Origin of the sequence: Thiomicrospira sp. WB1, from assembly GCF_001507535.1 — a bacterium.
GTDB lineage: Bacteria > Pseudomonadota > Gammaproteobacteria > Thiomicrospirales > Thiomicrospiraceae > Hydrogenovibrio.
In genome coordinates this window covers 1-19,455 of record NZ_LQBN01000002.1, presented here as the reverse complement: position 1 = coordinate 19,455, position 19,455 = coordinate 1, and the positions used below count along the sequence as shown (strand labels likewise).

At 54.3% G+C, this 19,455-nt stretch carries 20 protein-coding genes; 1 reads left to right on the top strand and 19 read right to left on the bottom strand.

The genetic code is table 11. From position 1 onward, the window contains the following. Position 1: 1 nt before the first annotated feature. The 18 genes from AVO41_RS04525 to AVO41_RS04445 form a co-directional block, all read right to left on the bottom strand. Positions 2 to 808 carry a YhjD/YihY/BrkB family envelope integrity protein gene (locus AVO41_RS04525; protein WP_068583415.1) on the bottom strand — a complete coding sequence of 269 codons (807 nt, stop codon included), beginning with the start codon at positions 806 to 808 and terminating at the stop codon, positions 2 to 4. A 25-nt stretch (positions 809 to 833) separates the two neighbouring features. Then, positions 834 to 2,177, bottom strand: coding sequence for a TolC family protein (locus AVO41_RS04520; RefSeq protein ID WP_068583412.1), 1,344 nt, complete (start codon positions 2,175 to 2,177; stop codon positions 834 to 836). Beyond that, the gene (locus AVO41_RS04515; RefSeq protein WP_068583409.1) at positions 2,161 to 5,337 is read right to left on the bottom strand and encodes an efflux RND transporter permease subunit; all 3,177 of its coding nucleotides are present in this window, start codon (positions 5,335 to 5,337) and stop codon (positions 2,161 to 2,163) included. Before AVO41_RS04515 ends, AVO41_RS04520 begins: the two co-directional genes overlap by 17 nt. Beyond that, a complete protein-coding gene (locus AVO41_RS04510) occupies positions 5,327 to 6,598 on the bottom strand; it encodes an efflux RND transporter periplasmic adaptor subunit (protein ID WP_235584669.1) in 1,272 nt (423 codons plus the stop codon). Before AVO41_RS04510 ends, AVO41_RS04515 begins: the two co-directional genes overlap by 11 nt. Positions 6,599 to 6,754: 156 nt before the next feature. Further along, positions 6,755 to 7,108, bottom strand: coding sequence for a hypothetical protein (locus tag AVO41_RS04505; protein WP_153003485.1), 354 nt, complete (start codon positions 7,106 to 7,108; stop codon positions 6,755 to 6,757). Between the two features lie 211 nt (positions 7,109 to 7,319). Then, a complete protein-coding gene (locus AVO41_RS04500; RefSeq protein ID WP_068583403.1) occupies positions 7,320 to 8,606 on the bottom strand; it encodes an NAD(P)/FAD-dependent oxidoreductase in 1,287 nt (428 codons plus the stop codon). Positions 8,607 to 8,616: 10 nt separating this feature from the next. Beyond that, positions 8,617 to 9,228: a cytochrome c gene (locus AVO41_RS04495; protein WP_068583400.1), complete on the bottom strand. Its 612-nt coding sequence runs from the start codon at positions 9,226 to 9,228 to the stop codon at positions 8,617 to 8,619. Positions 9,229 to 9,364: 136 nt separating this feature from the next. Then, positions 9,365 to 9,967 (bottom strand): NapC/NirT family cytochrome c, encoded by a 603-nt coding sequence (locus AVO41_RS04490; protein WP_235584668.1) that lies wholly within the window; start codon positions 9,965 to 9,967, stop codon positions 9,365 to 9,367. A gap of 142 nt (positions 9,968 to 10,109) precedes the next feature. Next, the gene (locus AVO41_RS04485) at positions 10,110 to 10,730 is read right to left on the bottom strand and encodes a tetratricopeptide repeat protein (protein ID WP_068583397.1); all 621 of its coding nucleotides are present in this window, start codon (positions 10,728 to 10,730) and stop codon (positions 10,110 to 10,112) included. Next, positions 10,727 to 11,188, bottom strand: a complete 462-nt coding sequence (locus tag AVO41_RS04480) for a cytochrome c-type biogenesis protein (RefSeq protein WP_068583394.1) — start codon at positions 11,186 to 11,188, stop codon at positions 10,727 to 10,729. The genes AVO41_RS04485 and AVO41_RS04480 overlap by 4 nt, the downstream gene beginning before the upstream one ends. After that, complete coding sequence (locus AVO41_RS04475) at positions 11,185 to 13,164, bottom strand: heme lyase CcmF/NrfE family subunit (RefSeq protein ID WP_068583391.1); 1,980 nt, start codon at positions 13,162 to 13,164, stop codon at positions 11,185 to 11,187. The genes AVO41_RS04480 and AVO41_RS04475 overlap by 4 nt, the downstream gene beginning before the upstream one ends. Continuing rightward, positions 13,161 to 13,577 (bottom strand): cytochrome c maturation protein CcmE, encoded by a 417-nt coding sequence (ccmE, locus tag AVO41_RS04470; protein WP_255357703.1) that lies wholly within the window; start codon positions 13,575 to 13,577, stop codon positions 13,161 to 13,163. Before ccmE ends, AVO41_RS04475 begins: the two co-directional genes overlap by 4 nt. A 5-nt stretch (positions 13,578 to 13,582) precedes the next feature. Continuing rightward, positions 13,583 to 13,714, bottom strand: coding sequence for a hypothetical protein (locus AVO41_RS10905; RefSeq protein ID WP_255357697.1), 132 nt, complete (start codon positions 13,712 to 13,714; stop codon positions 13,583 to 13,585). Continuing rightward, complete coding sequence (gene ccmC, locus AVO41_RS04465; RefSeq protein ID WP_068583385.1) at positions 13,714 to 14,478, bottom strand: heme ABC transporter permease CcmC; 765 nt, start codon at positions 14,476 to 14,478, stop codon at positions 13,714 to 13,716. Before ccmC ends, AVO41_RS10905 begins: the two co-directional genes overlap by 1 nt. Then, positions 14,475 to 15,155 (bottom strand): heme exporter protein CcmB, encoded by a 681-nt coding sequence (locus tag AVO41_RS04460; RefSeq protein WP_153003484.1) that lies wholly within the window; start codon positions 15,153 to 15,155, stop codon positions 14,475 to 14,477. The genes ccmC and AVO41_RS04460 overlap by 4 nt, the downstream gene beginning before the upstream one ends. Further along, the gene (gene ccmA / locus AVO41_RS04455) at positions 15,155 to 15,817 is read right to left on the bottom strand and encodes a heme ABC exporter ATP-binding protein CcmA (protein WP_068583379.1); all 663 of its coding nucleotides are present in this window, start codon (positions 15,815 to 15,817) and stop codon (positions 15,155 to 15,157) included. The genes AVO41_RS04460 and ccmA overlap by 1 nt, the downstream gene beginning before the upstream one ends. Before the next feature lie 2 nt (positions 15,818 to 15,819). After that, entirely contained in the window at positions 15,820 to 16,401 is a 582-nt protein-coding gene (locus AVO41_RS04450; protein WP_068583376.1) for a DJ-1 family glyoxalase III, read from the bottom strand. A 16-nt stretch (positions 16,402 to 16,417) separates the two neighbouring features. Then, complete coding sequence (locus tag AVO41_RS04445) at positions 16,418 to 17,737, bottom strand: S41 family peptidase (RefSeq protein WP_068583373.1); 1,320 nt, start codon at positions 17,735 to 17,737, stop codon at positions 16,418 to 16,420. Positions 17,738 to 18,022: 285 nt separating this feature from the next. Here AVO41_RS04445 and AVO41_RS04440 point away from each other — a divergent pair, with 285 nt between their 5' ends. Further along, positions 18,023 to 18,334, top strand: coding sequence for a helix-turn-helix transcriptional regulator (locus tag AVO41_RS04440; RefSeq protein ID WP_068583370.1), 312 nt, complete (start codon positions 18,023 to 18,025; stop codon positions 18,332 to 18,334). A gap of 28 nt (positions 18,335 to 18,362) precedes the next feature. Here the strand turns inward: AVO41_RS04440 and AVO41_RS04435 are convergent, their stop codons facing one another. After that, a complete protein-coding gene (locus AVO41_RS04435) occupies positions 18,363 to 19,148 on the bottom strand; it encodes a putative metalloprotease CJM1_0395 family protein (RefSeq protein ID WP_201022850.1) in 786 nt (261 codons plus the stop codon). Positions 19,149 to 19,455 lie beyond the last annotated feature (307 nt).

Genomic DNA, 19,455 nt, shown 5'->3' with positions numbered 1-19,455 from the left:
CTCACCGTTCGACCCGTTCTTCACGCCGACGCCGTAACCGGCCCAGAGTGCGCACCCAGACCGCCCCGAATAAAATGACCAGCCACAACCCATAGAGCCACAACAGAAAAAACGGCACCGCTGCAAACGCGCCGTAAATCAGGTTGTAAGTCCCAAACACAGAAACATACACCCCAAACCCGTATTGCAGCCCTTCCAGTAGCACAGCCACCAACAGAGCGCCATAAAAAGCTTCTTTCCAAGTGACTTTCATCACCGGAACGTAACGATAAAGCAGCATAAGTCCCAGCAGATAGAGGCTGGCAGGCAACCATTGCGCCAGAATCGGCGACAGCTTAGCCAGCCCCGAGGCCACCAGCCACGACTGCAAGGTCAGCGCCAGCGCCAATACCAGCGGCCCGGCGACACTGACACCGAAATAATGCAACAGACTGACCCACCAGCGCCGGGGATGCTTGTGCGTCCAGAAATGATTGATTTTCTGATCAATTTTTGCAAGCAAAAGCAAACTGGTCAACGCCATCAGCCAGGCGCTGATGCCGGTCAGGCTGGTGGCTTTTTCAGAAAACGTATTCAGGTAAGTTTCCACCACCGGCATCGCCGACGGTGTCAACCAATGGACCAGTGCCGTCACCAACCGTTCACTCAAATCCTCAAACCAGGTCGACGCTGAAAACAATGACAACAGCAATCCCAGAACCGGCACCAACCCCAAAAGAGAGGTAAACGCCAAAACCATGGCGTGATCCATGCCATCGGCTTTCCAGAAATGAACACCACTGAGACGCACCAGTTTAAAAAATTTCACACCCTGCCCTTGATTGTTAGGCGCTTCAGAGCGCTTTCTCAGCCCCCTGAATCAAGTCAAATCGCCCCAGCGCACTGGCCAGCGCCACCCATTGACGCAAGCGTTTTGCCTGCGCCAGTTGACGGTCACGGTGTGCCGCGGCTTCATCAATCTGTGCCGTCAGCAACGCCAGGATGGATCCCTGTTCGGTTTCAAGGTCCTGCGACAACGCTTGCACACGGTCTTTTCGGGCCTTCAACAAAGTATTCGAGGCCTTCACCACCGCTTGTTGAGACCGAAGGTTGTGCCAGGCACGGTCCGCTTGCGCCATCAGTTCAGAACGACGCTGATGGCGCAGCCTGTTCAATGCCTGTTGCTCGGAACGAGCACTGGCCAGACGGGCATCCTGCTCGCCATGCCGATAGAAGGGCCATTCCACGCGAATGCCGCCCAGTCCGCCTTGCATGTCATCATAAAAGTAACCGTCGGATTCATTATAAACCCAACCGCCAAAGGCTTCGACTTTGGGGGCGCTTAAACTACGTGCCAAATTCCCTTGTGCTTTGGTTTGATCGGTCTGCCAGCGTAATGTTGTCATGTCAGGATGAGCCTGAACCCACTGCGACCAATCTGGGTCACTCGCCGAAACCGACCAATCGGAGGGCACCTGACTTGAAATGACCTTCAAAGACGTTTGCCAGTCCAGCGTTGCATGTCGCAGAGTCAAACGCTGTTGCGCTGACAGGCCGCTGAGCAAAGACGAAAGACGTGCAATCACATCGGCTTCGGCTTGTTGATTCTCTGCCAATCGCACTTGGTTTTCTGCCAGTCGAGCTTGCAGTCCCGCCCAGTCACTGTGACGTTGCTGCCCCAATGACTGACGCTGCGCCAATTGCTGTTCCATGTCAGCCAGCAACGCCCCGGCACGGATCAGGTAACCTTTGCGTACCCGCACCTCAAAGCGATCCAGAACCGCATTGGCCAGCTGCTGACGTACGGAAAGCTGTTTCCGGGCGAGGACCGCCTGTAATTCTTCGGTTTGCGCTTGAGCCAAGCGCTCCCGGGCTTTCAGATCCGGTCGATACAAAGCTTGGGTCAGTTCCAGCCGGTTGGCAGTTCGACCAAAATCGGCTTTATCCATCACCCGATAACTGAGTTCCGATCGCAGTGCCACTTGCGGCCCCATTTGAGACTGGGTGGCCACAGACCGATGACGCATGGCATCCACCGTTGCCTGCTGTGCAGAAAGCGTCTCATTGTATTGCACGCCCCAGTCAAGCCACTGTGCCAGCGTCATGGGCGTCTGTTCGTCGGAAGCATTGGCCAGGGCCAGAGGCATCGTCACCCAAGTGACAACCATCAGCCCTGTTGTTTTAATCCATGTTTTCATGCGAACTCTCCTTTTGTTGGCTCTCACCCGCCTGCTGCGGCCAGGCCCGATAGGCCCACAGGGAAAGCACTGGCAGCAGCACCATCGATACCAGTGGTGCCGAAATCATGCCACCAATCATTGGCGCCGCAATGCGTTGCATGACTTCCGACCCCGCTCCGCCACCGATCATAATCGGCGACAGACCGATCACAATCACGCTCACGGTCATCGCTTTTGGACGCACACGCTGAACTGCGCCTCGAATAATCGCGGCCCTTAATTGAGCTTGACTGCCCAATTCACCATCGGCTTGAGCCTGACGGATCGCCTCTTTCAAGTAGATCATCATGACCACGCCAAATTCCGCCGCCACACCTGCCAGTGCAATCATGCCCACAGCCACGGCCACAGAAAAATCATAATCAAGCCACCAGACAAACCAGACCGCGCCCAATAACGCCACCGGAATCACCGACAGAATCATGAAGGCTTCTCGCAGGCGTTGGAACACCAGTGAAAGCAACACAAAGATGATCAATGTCACCAGTGGAATCATCCAAAGCAGGTCAGCCTTCGCCTGTTGCCACTGTTCAAACTGACCCGACCAGGTCAAACTATACCCTTGAGGCAAGGTCAAAGATTCGGACACGGTTTGCCGGGCCTGGGCCACAAAGCCGGCCAAATCAACCTCTGGAGACAAGTCAACAAATGTCCAGCCTGTTAACTGAGCATTTTCAGACTTGATCATCGCCGGGCCGGTGCGAACCTGAATGTCCGCCACCATACCCAGTTGAATGTGCGCGCCACTGGGCGTGATGATGGGCAGTGTTTCCAAGGCCTGTTTCGAATCCCGCCAACTTTGCGGGAAGCGCACACTCATACCATAACGTTCACGGCCCTCCACCGTTTCAGCCACCGTCTGACCGCCAACGGCCGTGGCCAACAAACGACTCAATTGCGCCATGGTCAAACCGTAGCGTGCCGCCGCCTCTCGATCAGGGACCACGTCCAGATAGCGCCCGCCGTGAGAACGTTCGGAAAACACCGAGCGTACACCGTCCACATCGGTCAAAACCGATTCCAATTGTGTCCCAATGTCCTGAATTGTCGCCAAATCTGGACCGGCAATTTTAATGCCCACAGGCGTTTTAATGCCCGTCGACAGCATGTCGATGCGTGTCTTGATCGGCTGCACCCAAGCGTTACTGACACCGGGCACATCCACCGCCGCATCCAATTCCTGTATCAGCGCCTCCAAGGTTATGCCTTCGCGCCACTGATCCTTGGGTTTAAGCGAAATCGTGGTTTCAATCATGGTCAGCGGCGCAGGATCAGTCGCCGTCTCAGCGCGCCCGATTTTGCCAAACACCGTTTCCACTTCCGGAAACTGATTAATCATCTGATCGGTTTGCTGCAACAAATCCCGTGCAGCGCCGATCGACAGTCCCGGCAAGGTTGTGGGCATATACAGCAAATCTCCCTCTTCCAGTTTTGGCATAAATTCAGTGCCCATTTTCTGCCACGGATAAAGCAGTGTGACCATCAGGACTGCCGTGATGACCAGCACGGTTTTGGGCCAGCGTAAACAAACCTGTAAGAAAGGCTGGTAAAGCGCGATTAATCCACGATTGAGCGGGTTATGCGCTTCGTCCTGCAAGCGCCCACGAATAAAATAACCAATCAGAACCGGCACCAGCGTAATGGCCAGTCCGGCGGCCATCGCCATGGCCCAGGTTTTGGTCAGCGCCAGAGGACTGAACAGGCGCCCGGCCTGCTCCTGCAGAGCAAACACCGGCAGGAAACTCAGCGCAATCACTAACAGTGAAACAAAGATCGGCGCCCCCACTTGCTGGGTCGCGGTTTGTACCAAGCGCCAATGCTCAGCGCCTTCAGCCGGACGACCATGTCGCTTTTGGAATGCCAGCAAATGCTTGTGAGCGTTTTCGATCATCACGATGGCCGCATCCACCATGGTCCCAATGGCAATGGCGATACCGCCCAGCGACATAATATTGGCGCTGACCCCCATTTGATACAAAACCGCAAAGGCCCCCAGTATTCCCAAAGGCAGGGCGACCAGCGCCACCAGCGCTGAACGTAGATGCCATAAAAACAGCAAAGAAACGCCCAGCACCACCAACATTTCCTGCCAAAGTTTATCCGTCAGCGTCTCAAGCGTCCGGCCGATTAGTCCAGTTCGGTCATAGGTTTCGACAACCTCAACACCTTGCGGCAGACTGCCTTTGAGGCGTGACAGTTTTTGCTTGACCGCTTCAATGACGGACATGGCATTGGCACCGGCACGCATGACAACAATGCCCCCGACCACTTCGCCTTCGCCATTCAATTCAGCCAGCCCACGACGGGGCTCGGAGGCAAACTCGATCCGTGCAATGTCCTTGAGCAGAACAGGCGTTTGGCTGGCGGTGCGCCCGACCGGCACTTTGGCCAGGTCTGAACGTTCATTCACATACCCTTTCAACGCCACCATGTATTCAGCCTGCCCTTGCTCAATCAACGACGCGCCCTTCTCCATCGACGCTTGTCGCAATGCCTGCGTGACCTGATTGAGAGGCAAGTCATAAGCCCGCAAGGCATTGGGATCAACGATGACCTGATACTGACGCACCATTCCACCAACGGGCGCCACCTCGGCCACGCCCGGTACGGATTGCAATTCGTATTTCAAAAACCAATCCTGCAGACTGCGCAAGCTGGCCAGGTCGTGCTCCCCGGAACGATCCACCAACGCGTACTGATAAACCCAGCCCACGCCCGAGGCATCCGGTCCGAGGGCAGGTTTGGCCGTCTCGGGCAAATCGTCTGCGGCCTGGTTCAAGTACTCAAGCACCCGGCTTCGAGCCCAGTAGAGATCCGTGCCCTCTTCAAACAGTACATAAACGTACGAATCCCCGTAAAACGAATACCCACGGACGGTTTTGGCCTTAGGCACCGCCATCAACTGACTGGACAGTGGATAGGTCACCTGATTTTCAACGATCTGAGGGCTTTGACCGGGATAGCTGGTTTTGACAATGACCTGGACATCCGAAAGGTCTGGAATCGCATCCACCGCCGTTCTTTCCCAGCTAAACCAACCGGCCACCCCGAGTGTCAGCGCCATCAACACAATCAGACCTCGCTGCTGCAAACTCCAGCGAATGATATTAGTGATCATGCGTCACCTCCTGACCGTTTTCGCCCTCTGAACTCTGATGATCCATGGGGGTGATCGCCTCCTGTTCAGCATCCTCACTGACCTCATTCATACGGTTCAGGTTAGACTGAATTCGACTTTCCGAATCAATCAGGAACTGACCGGAAACGACCACGTCATCGCCCTCGTTCAAACCGGAGAGAATTTCCACCCAGCCCTGCGTCTGCATGCCAGTGTCAACCGGTTTCACCTGAAATCCACCGGACTCCAGTCGCGTGACCACCCGCGCCTGGCGCCCATCATCAATCACCGCTTCCAGCGGAACCGCCAGAACATTGCGCTTTGGACCGCCATAAATAACAACGTCTGCAGCCATGTTGGGTGCCAGTTGTTCCTGTTCATTGGACAGCACGATCCGCGCGCTTTTTGCCTGTGTCACAGGGTCCAATTCGGGTTCGATGTAATCAATCCGTCCTTCCCAGTGCTGACCTGGATAAGCCGCCGTTGAAACCTCCACCGTCAAACCGTTTTTTAACCAGGCCTGGTGCAACGGCAACACTTGTGCCTGCACCCACACTTGAGACAGGTCCACGATCTGAAACATTTCGACTTGTGGGCTGACATACATGCCTTCTTGAACCCTCAGTTTTTGAACGACACCGGATTGGGGCGCCAGATAGGGCACACGTTGAATTACGGCGCGTTTTTGGGTCAGCGTGCGCAAGGTTTTTTCAGCCATGCCCAAATGACGCAGGCGGCTTTTGGCCGCCTGAACCACCGACCGAGCACCAGACTGCCCAGATGACTGACGCTGTAATGCCAACAAATAATCCTGCTGCGCCGCCAATAGCTCGGTGGAATAGATCCAGAACAGCGGCTGCTCTGCCGTCACTCGATCCCCATCGGCACGAATTTGAAGATCATAAATCCACCCTTCCGTCAAAGGATGGACATGTCGCAAACGCGTTTGATCCGCCTGTACCTGCCCAAACGTTTCGATGTATTTCCAGAGGGGGGTGCGTTCGATTCGCTGAGTCCGAACCGAAAAGGCCTGTTTCGCTGAGTCCGTCCCGCCTGATTGCCCGGAAATCACCGGGGTTTCTTGGGTGGTTTCAAGCTTCTTTTGCACCAAATCCATGCCGCAGATGGGACAGGTACCTGGGTGATCTTGGACAATTTGCGGATGCATTGGACACACATAGCGCGTATTGGCCAGTGCCGGAGTAAACAGTGTACCGGTGGCCCACGCAGCCAAGCCCTGTAAAAGTTGACGCCTATTCATGAGTTATCCTTTCAGGATCGAACCATCCCGTTTTGAAGTGTGAGGAACCGCATTCTCTATGACGAACCTATGCCACCCAAACGCCTTGGCGATTGGACGCACAAAAAGAATGCAAATGGATAAAAAAACAGCATTGGGTCGAATGACCCGTTTTAATTAGGCGAGGAAACGCGGTGGACGCAGCAAACGCTCGGGAATGCCAGAATGCAGAGAAACGATGTGTTCAGAAAGCAGATAGAAAAAATCCCACTGAGCAACCAAGGCCGGTTTGGAGGACAACACAAAAACATGCCCCATCATCATGCAGCCGGAACCGCATTGGCAAACATCGCTGAAACAGTGTTCACACCCATGCTCGGAAGCGTGTGCCGTTTGTGAGCCGCTTGCCGCTTCGGTCATTTTGGATTCATGGTGAGCCGGACAGCCCTCTGTCGTGGTCTCAGCCGTCTGCATCGATGCCTGCGGCCCAATCTGACTGGCACTGGCCACAAAGGCCACGGAAGTCAGCATGAGCAGACATAGGGCCAACGCCCCCCACAACCAAAACCGAGGACTGGATTGCCAACAACCAAATGCGGGATAAAAACCAATCATACTTCGATGCTACGCAAACACCGGCCAGATTGCATTGAATTATTTTTATGAGTGCATAAAAAAACCCCACCTTAAGAGGCGGGGTTCAAATCACACTCGCGACGTGACGACGTCGCCTTCACCGGGATCAGGAAAACACGTCAGCCGTGATGTTGTTGAACCACGAATACGCGTATTGTACTTCGCGTTTACGCATTTCCTTGTTGAGCTTACCAGGCGTCAAGCCACCCGAGCCCGGCACCTTGGCAATCTTGCCATCTTCGTATTTGTAGACCATGGCCACAGAAATGGCTTCGTCTTTGCCTACGATGGAATAACAGGTGTTCACCCAGGAAGGCTCCACCATTTCCTTGCCCGTCAGAGACGCATAAACGCCCATGGCACAGACTTTCGCCTCAGAGTTGGCCGCATAACCTGACTTGGGCAGAGGCGACGCAATGGACGAATCACCCACGACGAACACGTCATCTTTGAGGGTTGAGGCAAAGGTCTTGCCATCAATCGGACACCAGTTGCCATCGGTCAAACCGGCTTTGAATGCAATGTCGCCCGCTTTCTGGCCCGGGATGATGTTCAGCACATCGCCCTGAACGGTCTTGCCGCTGGCGGTGGTCACGGTTTTGCTGGCCGCATCGACTTTGACCACGGCATCGCTGCCATACCACTCAATCATGGCGTTGTCAGTCTTGTAGCCATAGTGACGTTCCCAGGCGTCTTCAAACAAGCCCATTTTTGAGAACTTGGGTTTGGGATCGAGAATCACAACCTTGGAGTTCGGCTTGTTTTCCTTGAGGTATTTTGCAATCAAAGACGCACGCTCATACGGCCCTGGAGGACAACGGAATGGGTTTGGCGGTGGCGCAATGACCACGGTGCCGCCGTCTTTCATGTTTTGCAATTGTTTGTGCAGTTCCACCGTCTGAGGACCGGCTTTCCAGGCGTGCGGGATCGATTTGGCTACCTCGGCGTCATAGCCTTCAATGGAATCAAAATCAAACTGTACCCCCGGCGCGACCACGCAGCGATCGTAGGCCAGAGATTGCCCACCTTTGGTTTTGACCGTTTTGCCGTCTGTGTCAATGTCGGTGACCTCATCAAACACCACCTTGATGCCATGGCTCTTCAGACCGTCGTAATCAAAGGTAATGGTGTCGATATCGCGATCCCCGGCGATGACTTCGTTTGACATAAAGCAGGTGTGATACTGCTTGTTTTTTTCAACGATGGTCACATCCATTTTCGGGTTGAGCTTTTTCAGATATTTCGCGGTGGTGCCACCGCCGATACCGCCGCCGACGATCACCACTTTCTGGTTGGCGGCAAAGGCCAGTTTCTGATAACCGAACAGGGTTGTTCCCGCCACACTGGCGGCGGACATTTTAATCAGATTTCGTCTCGTTACTTGCTGAGTCATGGTCCGCTCCTTACTTTTCACCTGAGGCATAATATTCAATCAAGGCGGTGATGCCATCATCGCCGTATGCCTTGTCCAGTTTGTCCAGAGCACGTTTCATTTTGCGCTCCATATCACGATGTCCACTGGTGAAATCGTCCATGCTGTACTGCAAGTAAGGCTTCATCTGCCCGGACAGGAACCCGGAATCATCCCCCGGCAAGGTCCCGGCGTCTTCATGACACTTGGAACAGAAACGATCATGCAATTTGGCACCGATTTTAGCGACCTTATCGTTATGTTCTTGCTCAACGGGCACGTATTCCAGGTTGGCAAAATAACCGGCCATGGCTTCAATGTCTTCATCGGTATAGCCTTTGGCAATGCGTTGCATGATGGTGCTCGGACGCTCGCCGGAGCGATAGGCTTTCATCGACTCTTTAAAATAATATTCCGACATACCGGCAATGGACGGGATGGCCGGACCACTGCTGATGCCGTCGACCCCATGACACCCAACACAGCTGTCTGCCAACATGCTGGCGCGATCAAACTGGGCGTAGGCGTGACCGGACATCATCATGCTCCCGGCAAACACCAATCCCAGCCATTTTTTCAGGGACGTGCGTTGCTGTTGCTTCATATCAAGCGTTCCTCCTCGTTGAAAACGTGCAACGTTTCGTTATGGGCCATGATCTGGCCTTCTTTGCACTCAGTAAATAGGCTTACCCAATCTCAGGCAAGCCCAAAAAAACCCCAATTCAGGGGCTTAATACGGTTCAGTCGGTTTTCATGGTCAGCGCATCCAGATCCAGATTTTCCAATTCCGGCATCGGCTCCATAGGCTCGTGATGGGCAATCCCTTTGTGGCAATCGATGCAGGTTTCACCCTCCTCAATCGCTCGTGGATGACGGCGCTGGGCCGAACGCGACTGCGCTTCGATGTTCATGGCCTCAAACGTGTGACAGGTCCGACACTCTGCCGAATTGTTGGCGCGCATTTTGTCCCAGACGATGTTGGCCATGCGCCAGCGCTCGTTGTCGTAATGTTCCTGGTAGGCTTCCGGGTCGTTTTTGATCTCGTCGCTCACGGCGAAATTGCCCAAAAATTCGTGATAAACGTCTTTGGCGGCAATGATCTTAGCTTTGACCTTGGGCACAAATTCCTTGGGCACATGGCAATCGGCACAGGTCGCCCGCACCCCGGATGTGTTCTGATAGTGCGCGGTTTCCTTGTACTCAGCCAGATTCACTTTCATGCTGTGGCAAGAGGTGCAGAATTCCATTTCATTGGTGGCATCAAACACCAGATTCATGGCACCGTAAGACGCAAAGCCGAGCACAAAAATCCCGGCAAAAACCAACCCTTTCTTTTTCATCATAACCATAGTCAATTTGTTGAAATATGTGGGCATGGTAGGGGCTGGGTATCGGAAAAACCACTTAATTTTTCCAATGCAGAATAAGAAAAACTTATATTCACCCAAATTTTGAAAGGGAATTTAACCGGTTTTTTTACTTTTTTTACATAGATTTCAAATGATTGCGGATTGTTTCCTGCAACCGATGTTTGGCTGGCAAACGAGATTGAAGTTGCAAAAAAATCTTTTTTGCCTGGCTTGACTGGCCGCTTTGGTAAGCAAAAACCCCTCGCAACCAGATGGCCTCCGGGCGCTGATGAGCCGAAGGCGGCAACTGTGCCAAGAGAGCTTGGGTCCGTTCACTCAACCTGCCCTCTTGCCGATACTGGGCCTCCGCCAGCCCCAACAATACCTCAGGAGAAGCTTGGTCCTGTTGATAAAGCGTTTTCCAAGCATTCAGCGCCGCCGGCCATTGCCCGAGCTGAACATAAGATCGAGCCAATAATAACCAGGCCTGGTGGTTATCCGGCGAGTTCTGAATCCGCTCGGCCAAGGCGCTCACCATACTGAGCTGACTGGCCTCACTGGTTTGCGAGGCCTGATAACGTTGCCAGCCGGCCTGAAACATCAGGCCCTGCCAGACCAGAATCAACGTCAATATTACCACCAACCCTGCTAGAAACACCCGCTGGGTTTTTTGCAGTCGTTGTTGCCGACGATAAAGCGGCCAACCGATTAAGGCTCCCACAATCAGCAGCGTGAACAGGCCTCCACCGACGATCATAACGACGTGCCTTTCTGATTTGGCGTTTGAGAAGCATGACGATGGCGGGCACGAGTCAGCCAGAACCCTCCCATGCCCACTGCGAGCAACAGCAACACAAACGGTCCCAACCAGAGCACCCAGTGAGCACCCCGCATGGGCGGCCGATAATGCACCTGGTCGCCATATTCTCGCTGCATCGCCGCAATGATCTGTTCAGGCCGCTGTGCCTTCTTGACCAAACGCTGATAAACGTCGTTACGCATGGCTTTGGCCACTGGGGCTTGCGAAGCCTGAATACTCTGATTGGCGCAGACCACACAACGCAAATGTTCAGTCAATTTCTGGTATTGCTCATATTGGCTCGGCGAGTCAAATGCCGCCATCGGTGGCCCGGCGATGGCGCTGTTCAACCCAAGCACGAGTCCCAGGGCAACCAGCCACCAACGTCGGCCCAAATCCCCACTCAAACGTTTCATTCGCTTTCTCCATGGCGTTGCGTCCCGGGTCGGATCGGGACGACGATTCTGGCATATTTCTGCCAGAGCGCAATCAGCCCGCCCAGAGCCATCAACAGTGCTCCGCCCCAAATGGCGCGGATAAACGGCGTGGATTGAAGTCGTACCGACCAGGCCGTATCCGCCTGACCGGGCACACGCTCGCCGAGCGACACATAGAGGTCACGTGACCAGCTCGAATCAATCGCTACCTCCGACACCGGCATGGTTTGGCCAATGTAGGTCCGGCGCTCTGGCGTTAAACGTCGAACTTTGCCGTCTGCCGACTTGAATTCAATCAAAGCGCGCGTGGCCAGATAGTTAGGCCCGGTCACGGATTCAAGCCCTGTAAACGTCACCCGCTGTCCCTCAAAGCGCACCGAATCGCCCGGTTGCATGCGTACTTCACGCCAGGTTTCCATCACCGACGCCAACACCATACCGATCAACAACACCCCGAAACCGACATGCGTCAGCCAGGTTCCGATGGGCGCCCGACCATGGATCACATGTCTCGTTCGCGCCCAGGCGCGCGCGTGCAACCAAACCGACCCCCAAATCCAAACCGCCATTAAGGCGGCCACCAGTGCGGACACGGCCTTTGAGGGCAACCAGAGCCACAGCCCCAGTGCGACAAGTACTGAGCCACCGGCACTCAGACCGATGAGCGTCAAGGAGCTCAGCCGTTGCCCATTCAGGTAACCGGACATCAATCCCAGTCCCATCAATGCGACCAGTAATGCCGTCAAGGGCGCCATAACCTGATTGAAATAAGGGGCGCCGACTGACACCTCGCCCAGCCCCAGCCCGCTCATGACCAGCGGAAACAAGGTGCCCAATAACACGGTCAGTGCCATGACCCACAACACAATGCTGCCAAAAAACACACTACTTTCCTGACTCAGCAGTGGGACCGGCGGCTCTTTTCTGGCCGACAGGGTGCGGTACCCCCAAAGGCCCAGAGCCAAGACGCCCACCCACAGGGTAAAGAGCAAAATCAGACGACCCCGCGTCGGGTCCACCGCAAACGCATGCACGGACGACAAAATACCCGAACGCACGAGAAAGGCACCAATGAGCGTCAGAAGGTAAGCGAAAATCACCAGAAACTGCGCCCATGCACGAAAACGAGGGTGACGTCTGGCCAGAGGGAGAACATGAATCAATGCGGTGGCCAGAAGCCAGGGCAGAAGCGAGGCATTCTCAACCGGGTCCCAGAACCACCAACCGCCCCAACCCAGCTCATAATAAGCCCACACACTGCCCAACAAAATCCCCAGCGTCAAAAATACCCAGGCCAGCAGCGCATAGGGTTGCGCCCAGCGCAGACAATCCGCCGATGCGTCACTGCGCCAGAGCATCGCCATGACCAGTGCAAACGGCGGGACCAGCGCCACATACCCCAGGTAAAGCAAAGGCGGATGCAGAATCAACGCCCAGTCCTGCAAAAGCGGGTTCAACCCCAGACCGTCCTGCAGCGCCGTGGTCGCGAGCGCAAACGGATTGGAACCATACACAAGGAACAAAAGATACGCCGCCAGCAAAGCCGTTTCGACACTCACCAGAGGAAACAATACTCGGTTGGGCAGAAAAGAGGGACGCGCACTCAACCAGACAACCCCCGAGAACAACCAGACCCACAATAAGAACGAGCCCTCGTGGCCTCCCCAAATGGCCGCAACCTGGTAGTACCAGGGCAGGGTTTCTGCGGAATGGCGAGCGACATACTCAATCGCAAACACATCCATGACGAATGCGCCGCCCAGTATCAGCATGGCCAGCGTAAGGCCAATCAGGAGCACCGCCACCCAAAAGCGAAGCGGCCCTGCCTCCTCGAGCTGCCCCTGCGCTGTCTCAGAGTCAGACCAGGACGTCAGAGTGGCACTCCAAAATGCCGTCCAGATGGCGACCGCGGCCAAAGCCCAGAGAAAAACGGTTCCGAGCCAGGCCAGCGTCATGGCTCAGCCTTTTTCAACCCGGCGGCCACCTCCGGCGGCATGTAATTCTCATCGTGTTTGGCCAACAATTGAGACGCCACAAATCGGCCCTCGTCCATCAATTGGCCGGTGGCCACCACGCCCTGGCCTTCTCGGAACAAACTGGGCAATAGTCCCTCATAAACCACCGGAATGGATTTCTGATAATCGGTCAGATCAAAGAACACCTTGACGCCCTGACCCTGCCGCAGGGAACCCGCCGCCACCACGCCGCCCAGACGAACCGTCTTTTCAGAGCTCGCTGGCTGCTCAAGCAGCTCACTGACCGAATAAAAATACATGACATTTTTCTGCAACGCCTGTAGCATCATCCAAGCGCCGAGTCCGGCCCCCACCAGCACCAGAAAAGCCCACATCAGTCGCTTTCTTCGCACCGCACTCAGTCGCACTGTGAGGCCTCCAGACGTTGGCGCAAACGACGAGCACAGCGCCAGGGCCACCACAGTTGCAGCCCGATAATGGCCATCGAAAACCCAGTCGCTGCCAGCACATAATCGATACCACTTTCCACTATCCGTTTTCTCCTGATTGATTCAATGAACGCAACCGCTTTGCCAGCCAGGGAGTATGACGCGCTTCCATCAACACCCGACACCGCAAATGCCAGACAACCTGCCAGACAAACACCAGTAAAAACGCCAGCGCCATCAACAACAGTGGGTAAAGCATGCTCCAGTGCATGCTGGTTTCCAGCCCGCGAATGCTTGGAGGCTGATGCAACGTATGCCACCAGATCACTGAGTAATGAATGATCGGCAGATTAACGCTGCCAACCAGAGTCAGAATCGCCGCCATGCGGGCCGCCGCTCTGGCATCGGCCAAGACATCAAAAATCAGTACAATGCCCAGATAAATAAACAGCAGCACCAATTCCGAAGTCAAGCGTGCATCCCAGACCCACCAGGTTCCCCAGGTCGGCTGTCCCCAAATGGCCCCTGTCACCAGCGCAATGAGCGTATAGCCAGCCCCCAGCCAGGCAAAGGTTTTCATTGCCCAACCGGCGATGGTCACCTGCCAGATAAACACCAGCAACGCCAGCCCCACCATGGCCCCATAAACCATCATCGACAGCCAGGCAGCCGGCACATGGACATAAAGAATCCGAAACACCTCGCCCTGCTGATAGTCGGCCGGGGCCAGCCAAAAGGCGGTGTAGCCACCGACCAGCAAGAAGATTATGGCCAGAGTGGCCACCCAGGGCTGCAATCGCAGCAGTCGCTGATACAGCATCGCCGGTTGCCCCCACTGCAGACTCCAACGCCAGAAACGGTTCATGATTGCGCCACCGTCAGTTTCAGCATTTGTGACGCCGCCCAGGGCGCAAGAAAAAGTATAAAAATGACCAGGCCTGCCAAAAACAAAAGACCATGCTCAAATAAACCGGCACCTGTCAACGATGACACACCACTGGCACCAAACACCAGAATGGGCACGTAAAACGGCAAGACAAGCACTGCCAGCACAAACGGGTTATACCGCCCCTTCTGCATGACCGAAACCCCAACGGCGCCTATTCCCAGCATGGCAAAACTCCCTAATCCAAGCAGGGTTATCATAAGCCAACTGACTGAAAGATCAAGGTAGAGCGCTTGTCCCAGCAGGGGTGCCACCACCACCAGCGGAAGCACAAAAAACGCCCAGTGCGTCACCCATTTTGCCACCACATACACCGGCAAGGCACGGCCGCTTGCCACCCACAGGCGCAGGGTCCCGTCCTGAAGGTCTGTGAAAAACAGATTGGGCAATATCAGAAACACCGACAGGGTCACCCCGACCCAAAGCAAGCCCGGCGCCACCTCGGCCAGCAATGCGGGGCGATGACCCAGCGTGAGCGGGAACAATACAGTGATCAGAATGAAAAACAGCAAGGGGTTGAGTAAGGCTTTGGGATCGGTCAGCAACAATCGCCACTGCGATCGGGTTTCCCACGCCAGTTCGCGCAGAAACGCCATCAGAAACACACCCGGCTGCGTGCCTCAGTCGGCGAAAAGGATGCCAGATTCAAAACAGTACACCGTTCATTTAACGCCTCAAGACGGCACCAGAAAGGGTCATGGGATGTCATCAGGATCATTTTTCCAGCTTCAAGTGCATCGAGCAGGAGAGAAGACAAACGTGCGCGTGCGGCATCATCCAAACCCACACCGGGTTCATCCAGCAACCAAACAGGTCGATCATTCAAGGAAAAAGCGGTCAAAAGCAGGCGTTGGCGTTGACCAAACGACAGAGTGTTCGCACTCACCTCGCGTAACGCCTCCAACCCCTGACCCTTCAAAGCATGACGCATCGTCTGGGTCGACACGGGGGTGGACGCATAAAAGCGTGAGAGATAAGCAAGGTTATCCAGAAGCGTCCAACCGGCCTTGATCGGAGCTTGGTCGCCAAGCCAAGCGATTCGTCGAGTAAGTTCAGAGAATGACTGAGGCTGACGGTCAAGCGACACATTAGCTTGATCGATCGGCAAAATCCCGGCCAATGCCGCCAAAAGAGACGACTTGCCAATGCCGTTGGCGCCTTTAAGCCAAAGCATCTGCCCCGGAGAAAGAGAAAAGCCGACCGATTCAAGCAACCGGCGATTATCCCGAGACAGACTTAGCCCTTCAACCTGGATCATGCCTACAGTTGAGTGGACCAGTGCCGGGGCAGTTGTAATTTGGCTTCAACCTGCTCGCGGACATGCAGTCCGGCCAGTTTTTCAATGAGGATCAAAGCAAAGAGCATGGCCGTCCCCGGCCCTTGCGAGGTGATGATTTTGCCATCACAAACCACAGGCTCATCTTCGAAAACCATGCCTTTACCCGGCTGTTCGTCGATCATACCGGGAAAACTGGTCGCATGGCGACCATCGAGTAATCCCGCCGCAACAAGCGCTTTTGGCGCGGCACAGATCGCGGCCAGCCAGCGATCTTTTTCCACTTGCCGCTGCATCAGACTGCGCAGGTCCTCATCATCGCGCAAGAAATCAGCACCCGGCATGCCTCCGGGCAGGACAATCAGATCAAAATGGCGGTCCATCACTTCTTGCAACGTGGTTTGCGCCACCAGCGTAGTGCCACGACTGGCATAAATGGTTCGGTCCGTATCCAGGCTGGCCGTGACCACGTCCAGGTTCGCTCGGGTTAACAGGTCAACCAAGGTGACCGCTTCCAGCTCTTCACAGCCCTGAGCCAGTGGTACCAATACTGATTGCGATGCCATACGCCTCCCTTGAACGTTATTCGGCCTGCATCTGTCGAGCCAAAGCCATCCCCTTTAACAGATTCAGTGCCTCATAGAGTTCGTAATCGGTTGAAATGAAATCTGATTCATCTTCTGTTTCTGAAGCCTTTTCATCAGACTGGGAACCATTGCTTTCGTTTTCTCCCATCAGGTGCCCGGAAAGATCTTTTTCCTTAATCCGGCCGAAACCAGTGTCTTTGAGTTTTTCAACTTTTACTTGGTCAATTTTGATGTCCGGTTCAATCCCTTCGGACTGGATGGAACGCCCGGATGGCGTGTAATAGCGGGCGGTCGTCACCTTGATGGCGCCACCGTTGTTCAGCGGGATCAGCGTTTGCACCGAGCCTTTACCGAAACTGCCTCGTCCGGCGATCAATGCTCGCTTGTGATCCTGCAATGCCCCGGAAACGATTTCCGACGCCGACGCCGAGCCTTCATTAATCAGCACCACAATCGGCTTTCCTTTCAAAATATCACCGTTGGCCGAATCAAACGACATCTGTGCGTCTTCCACTCGCCCTTTCGTGTAAACAATACGTTTGCCACCGGTTAAAAAGGCATCCGACACATCCACGGCCGCACGCAACACCCCACCCGGGTTGTTTCGTAAATCCAGAACCAAGCCGTTCAAGGCGCCATCATTGGCAGCCTCCAGGGTTCGGATTGACTCGCCTAGATCCTGGCCTGTGCGCAACTGAAACTGGCTGATTCGGACGTACCCCATTCCGTCTTCAAGCAATTTCTCTTTCACGCTTTTGACTTGAATCACAGCACGTGTCAGCTCAAGTTCAATCGGTTTATCCACCCCGTCACGCAAAATCGACATGGTAATCGTGGTCCCGGGCTTACCTCGCATAACCTTAACCGCTTCGGACAGAGTTTTACCCTTGACCGGTTCACCATCAAGCTTAACAATCAAGTCCCCAGCTTGAACACCGGCCTTTTTTGCGGGGGTGTCATCAATGGGGGCAATGACTTTCACGAAGCCATCTTCCATGCCGACTTCCATGCCCAGTCCACCAAATTCGCCTTTGGTGTGTTCCTGCATCTTTTTATATTCTTTGGCTGGCAAATAGGAGGAATGCGGATCCAGATTGGACAACATGCCCCCAATAGCGCCTTCCAAAAGCTTTTCATTTTCTACCGGGTCCACATAAGCACTGGAAACACGGTCAAACACCTCAACGAACGACCGCAGTTCTTCGAGGGGCAAGGTGACGGTTTGTGTCTCAGCCTGCGGCTCAGAATTGGATTCTTTGGCAATGACGGTGGTGCCCGCCGCCAAAACCAAACCAAATAACGCACCCAACCCCATCCAGGTTGACTTGACCTTCCAGCTTTCCTTCACACCTGTCTCCAAACTGTTTCCGTTTTTGCCCGTCTATGACGACGCTTTGAATTATTTTTTGATTGTAGCATGAACCTGTTTCGTTTTTTTACCAACCGACCGCCTGAACAGCACATAAAACGCGCTGTCAGACTTATAAAATTCGTTTGCGTGACAAGACGAATACCATTATTTAGAATACGCTTATATCATGAATACCGATATAAAAGAATTAAGTCGGTCAACCCTCAAACTATACGGAAGAACCCTTTCATGGAAGAAGTCAACGCCGCTGCGATCAAAGAAGAAAACATAGAAAAAGCGTCAAAAGCCCTCAAAGCAATGGGGCATCCGCTGCGTTTGAAAATATTGTGCGTTCTTGGGGATCGGGAATTACCTGTCATGGACATCGTGTCCAAAGTGGGAACCACTCAAAGCAACATCTCTCAACACATTGATATTTTGAGGGAAAAAGAAATTATCACCTCTAGACGGGATGGCAGCCGCATTCTCTGCCGGGTTCGTGACACCCAAATTCTCAATTTATTGGAAGCAATGCAACAGACATTCTGCCCGGTTGGCTAATGACGACAAAAGGCAACACGACAGATCACTAACCCGGGAGAGCCAAGCGTTGATCCATCATACGGAGTTCGAAGGCATTGCGCGCCTCGTTAGCGGTTGAAGCAACCGCTGCACCGCTGCCGGCTTCCGTTGGCTCGGGTTCAATCGAAACAGGATCATCATTGCTCCCTGCTTCCCGCTCTTGCATGTCCCCGTCTCCACCCTCATTCCGGCTTCCAGCTCTTTCGGCTGCCAACTCAGCACGAGCCTGCATGGCCATCTGTGATGCCTGGCTGGCGACCTGACGGTCCGTATTGGAGGGCTGTGCCGGCGCCATGGCCGCAGCAATCACCTGTTGCGCTTTTTGTATCGTGGCCTCAGGGTCACCCGATACCGGGCTGGTATCGATCCCAACACTCCCGCCTATGGCATAGCGTTGACCGTCCGGACCGGTTTGATAGGTATACGTTGGCCCAGAGGTGACGTATTGACCACCAGCCGCCACATGCGCCATCTCATGCGAGCGCACCTCACGATCTCGCGCCTTAAGCTGTGCAACCACTTGCTCCACTTGATCTGAAGGCTGAGTTTGTGAGGAAGGTGCCTGAGAACGACTCGTATTACCCGAAAGCGATGATTCCGGGTCGTTGACTGGGCGACCTTGGTTCGAAATGGAGGCTGATGAACGTGAGTCCGGGGCTGGCGAGTCGCTCTGACGGGCAGAATTGGGGACAGGCACTGATTGTGAGGGGGAAGAAGAAAGCGGTGACGTACCACCTCCTGCCATCATTAAAGGCATCAGTGTGGTCATGGTTCCGGTTGCACTGATCGTCATAGAAATACCCTCTCAATATCAATCATAGCACAACCGAAAAAGGATGCAACAAGGCTTAAAAAACAGCCATATCAAGCATCTAAACACCATAACGAAGGTAGGTTGGTTCCTTTTCACCAGGCTAGGTAAAAAGAAAAAGAGGTCGGAGTACAGCGAAGCCGCAGAAGTTGGGTACTTATCGTTCAGACATAAAAAAACCCATGAGGGGTTGCCTCACGGGTTTGGGATATAAGCTTGGGGATGACCTACTCTCACATGGGACCTCCCACACTACCATCGGCGCTGAGACGTTTCACTTCTGAGTTCG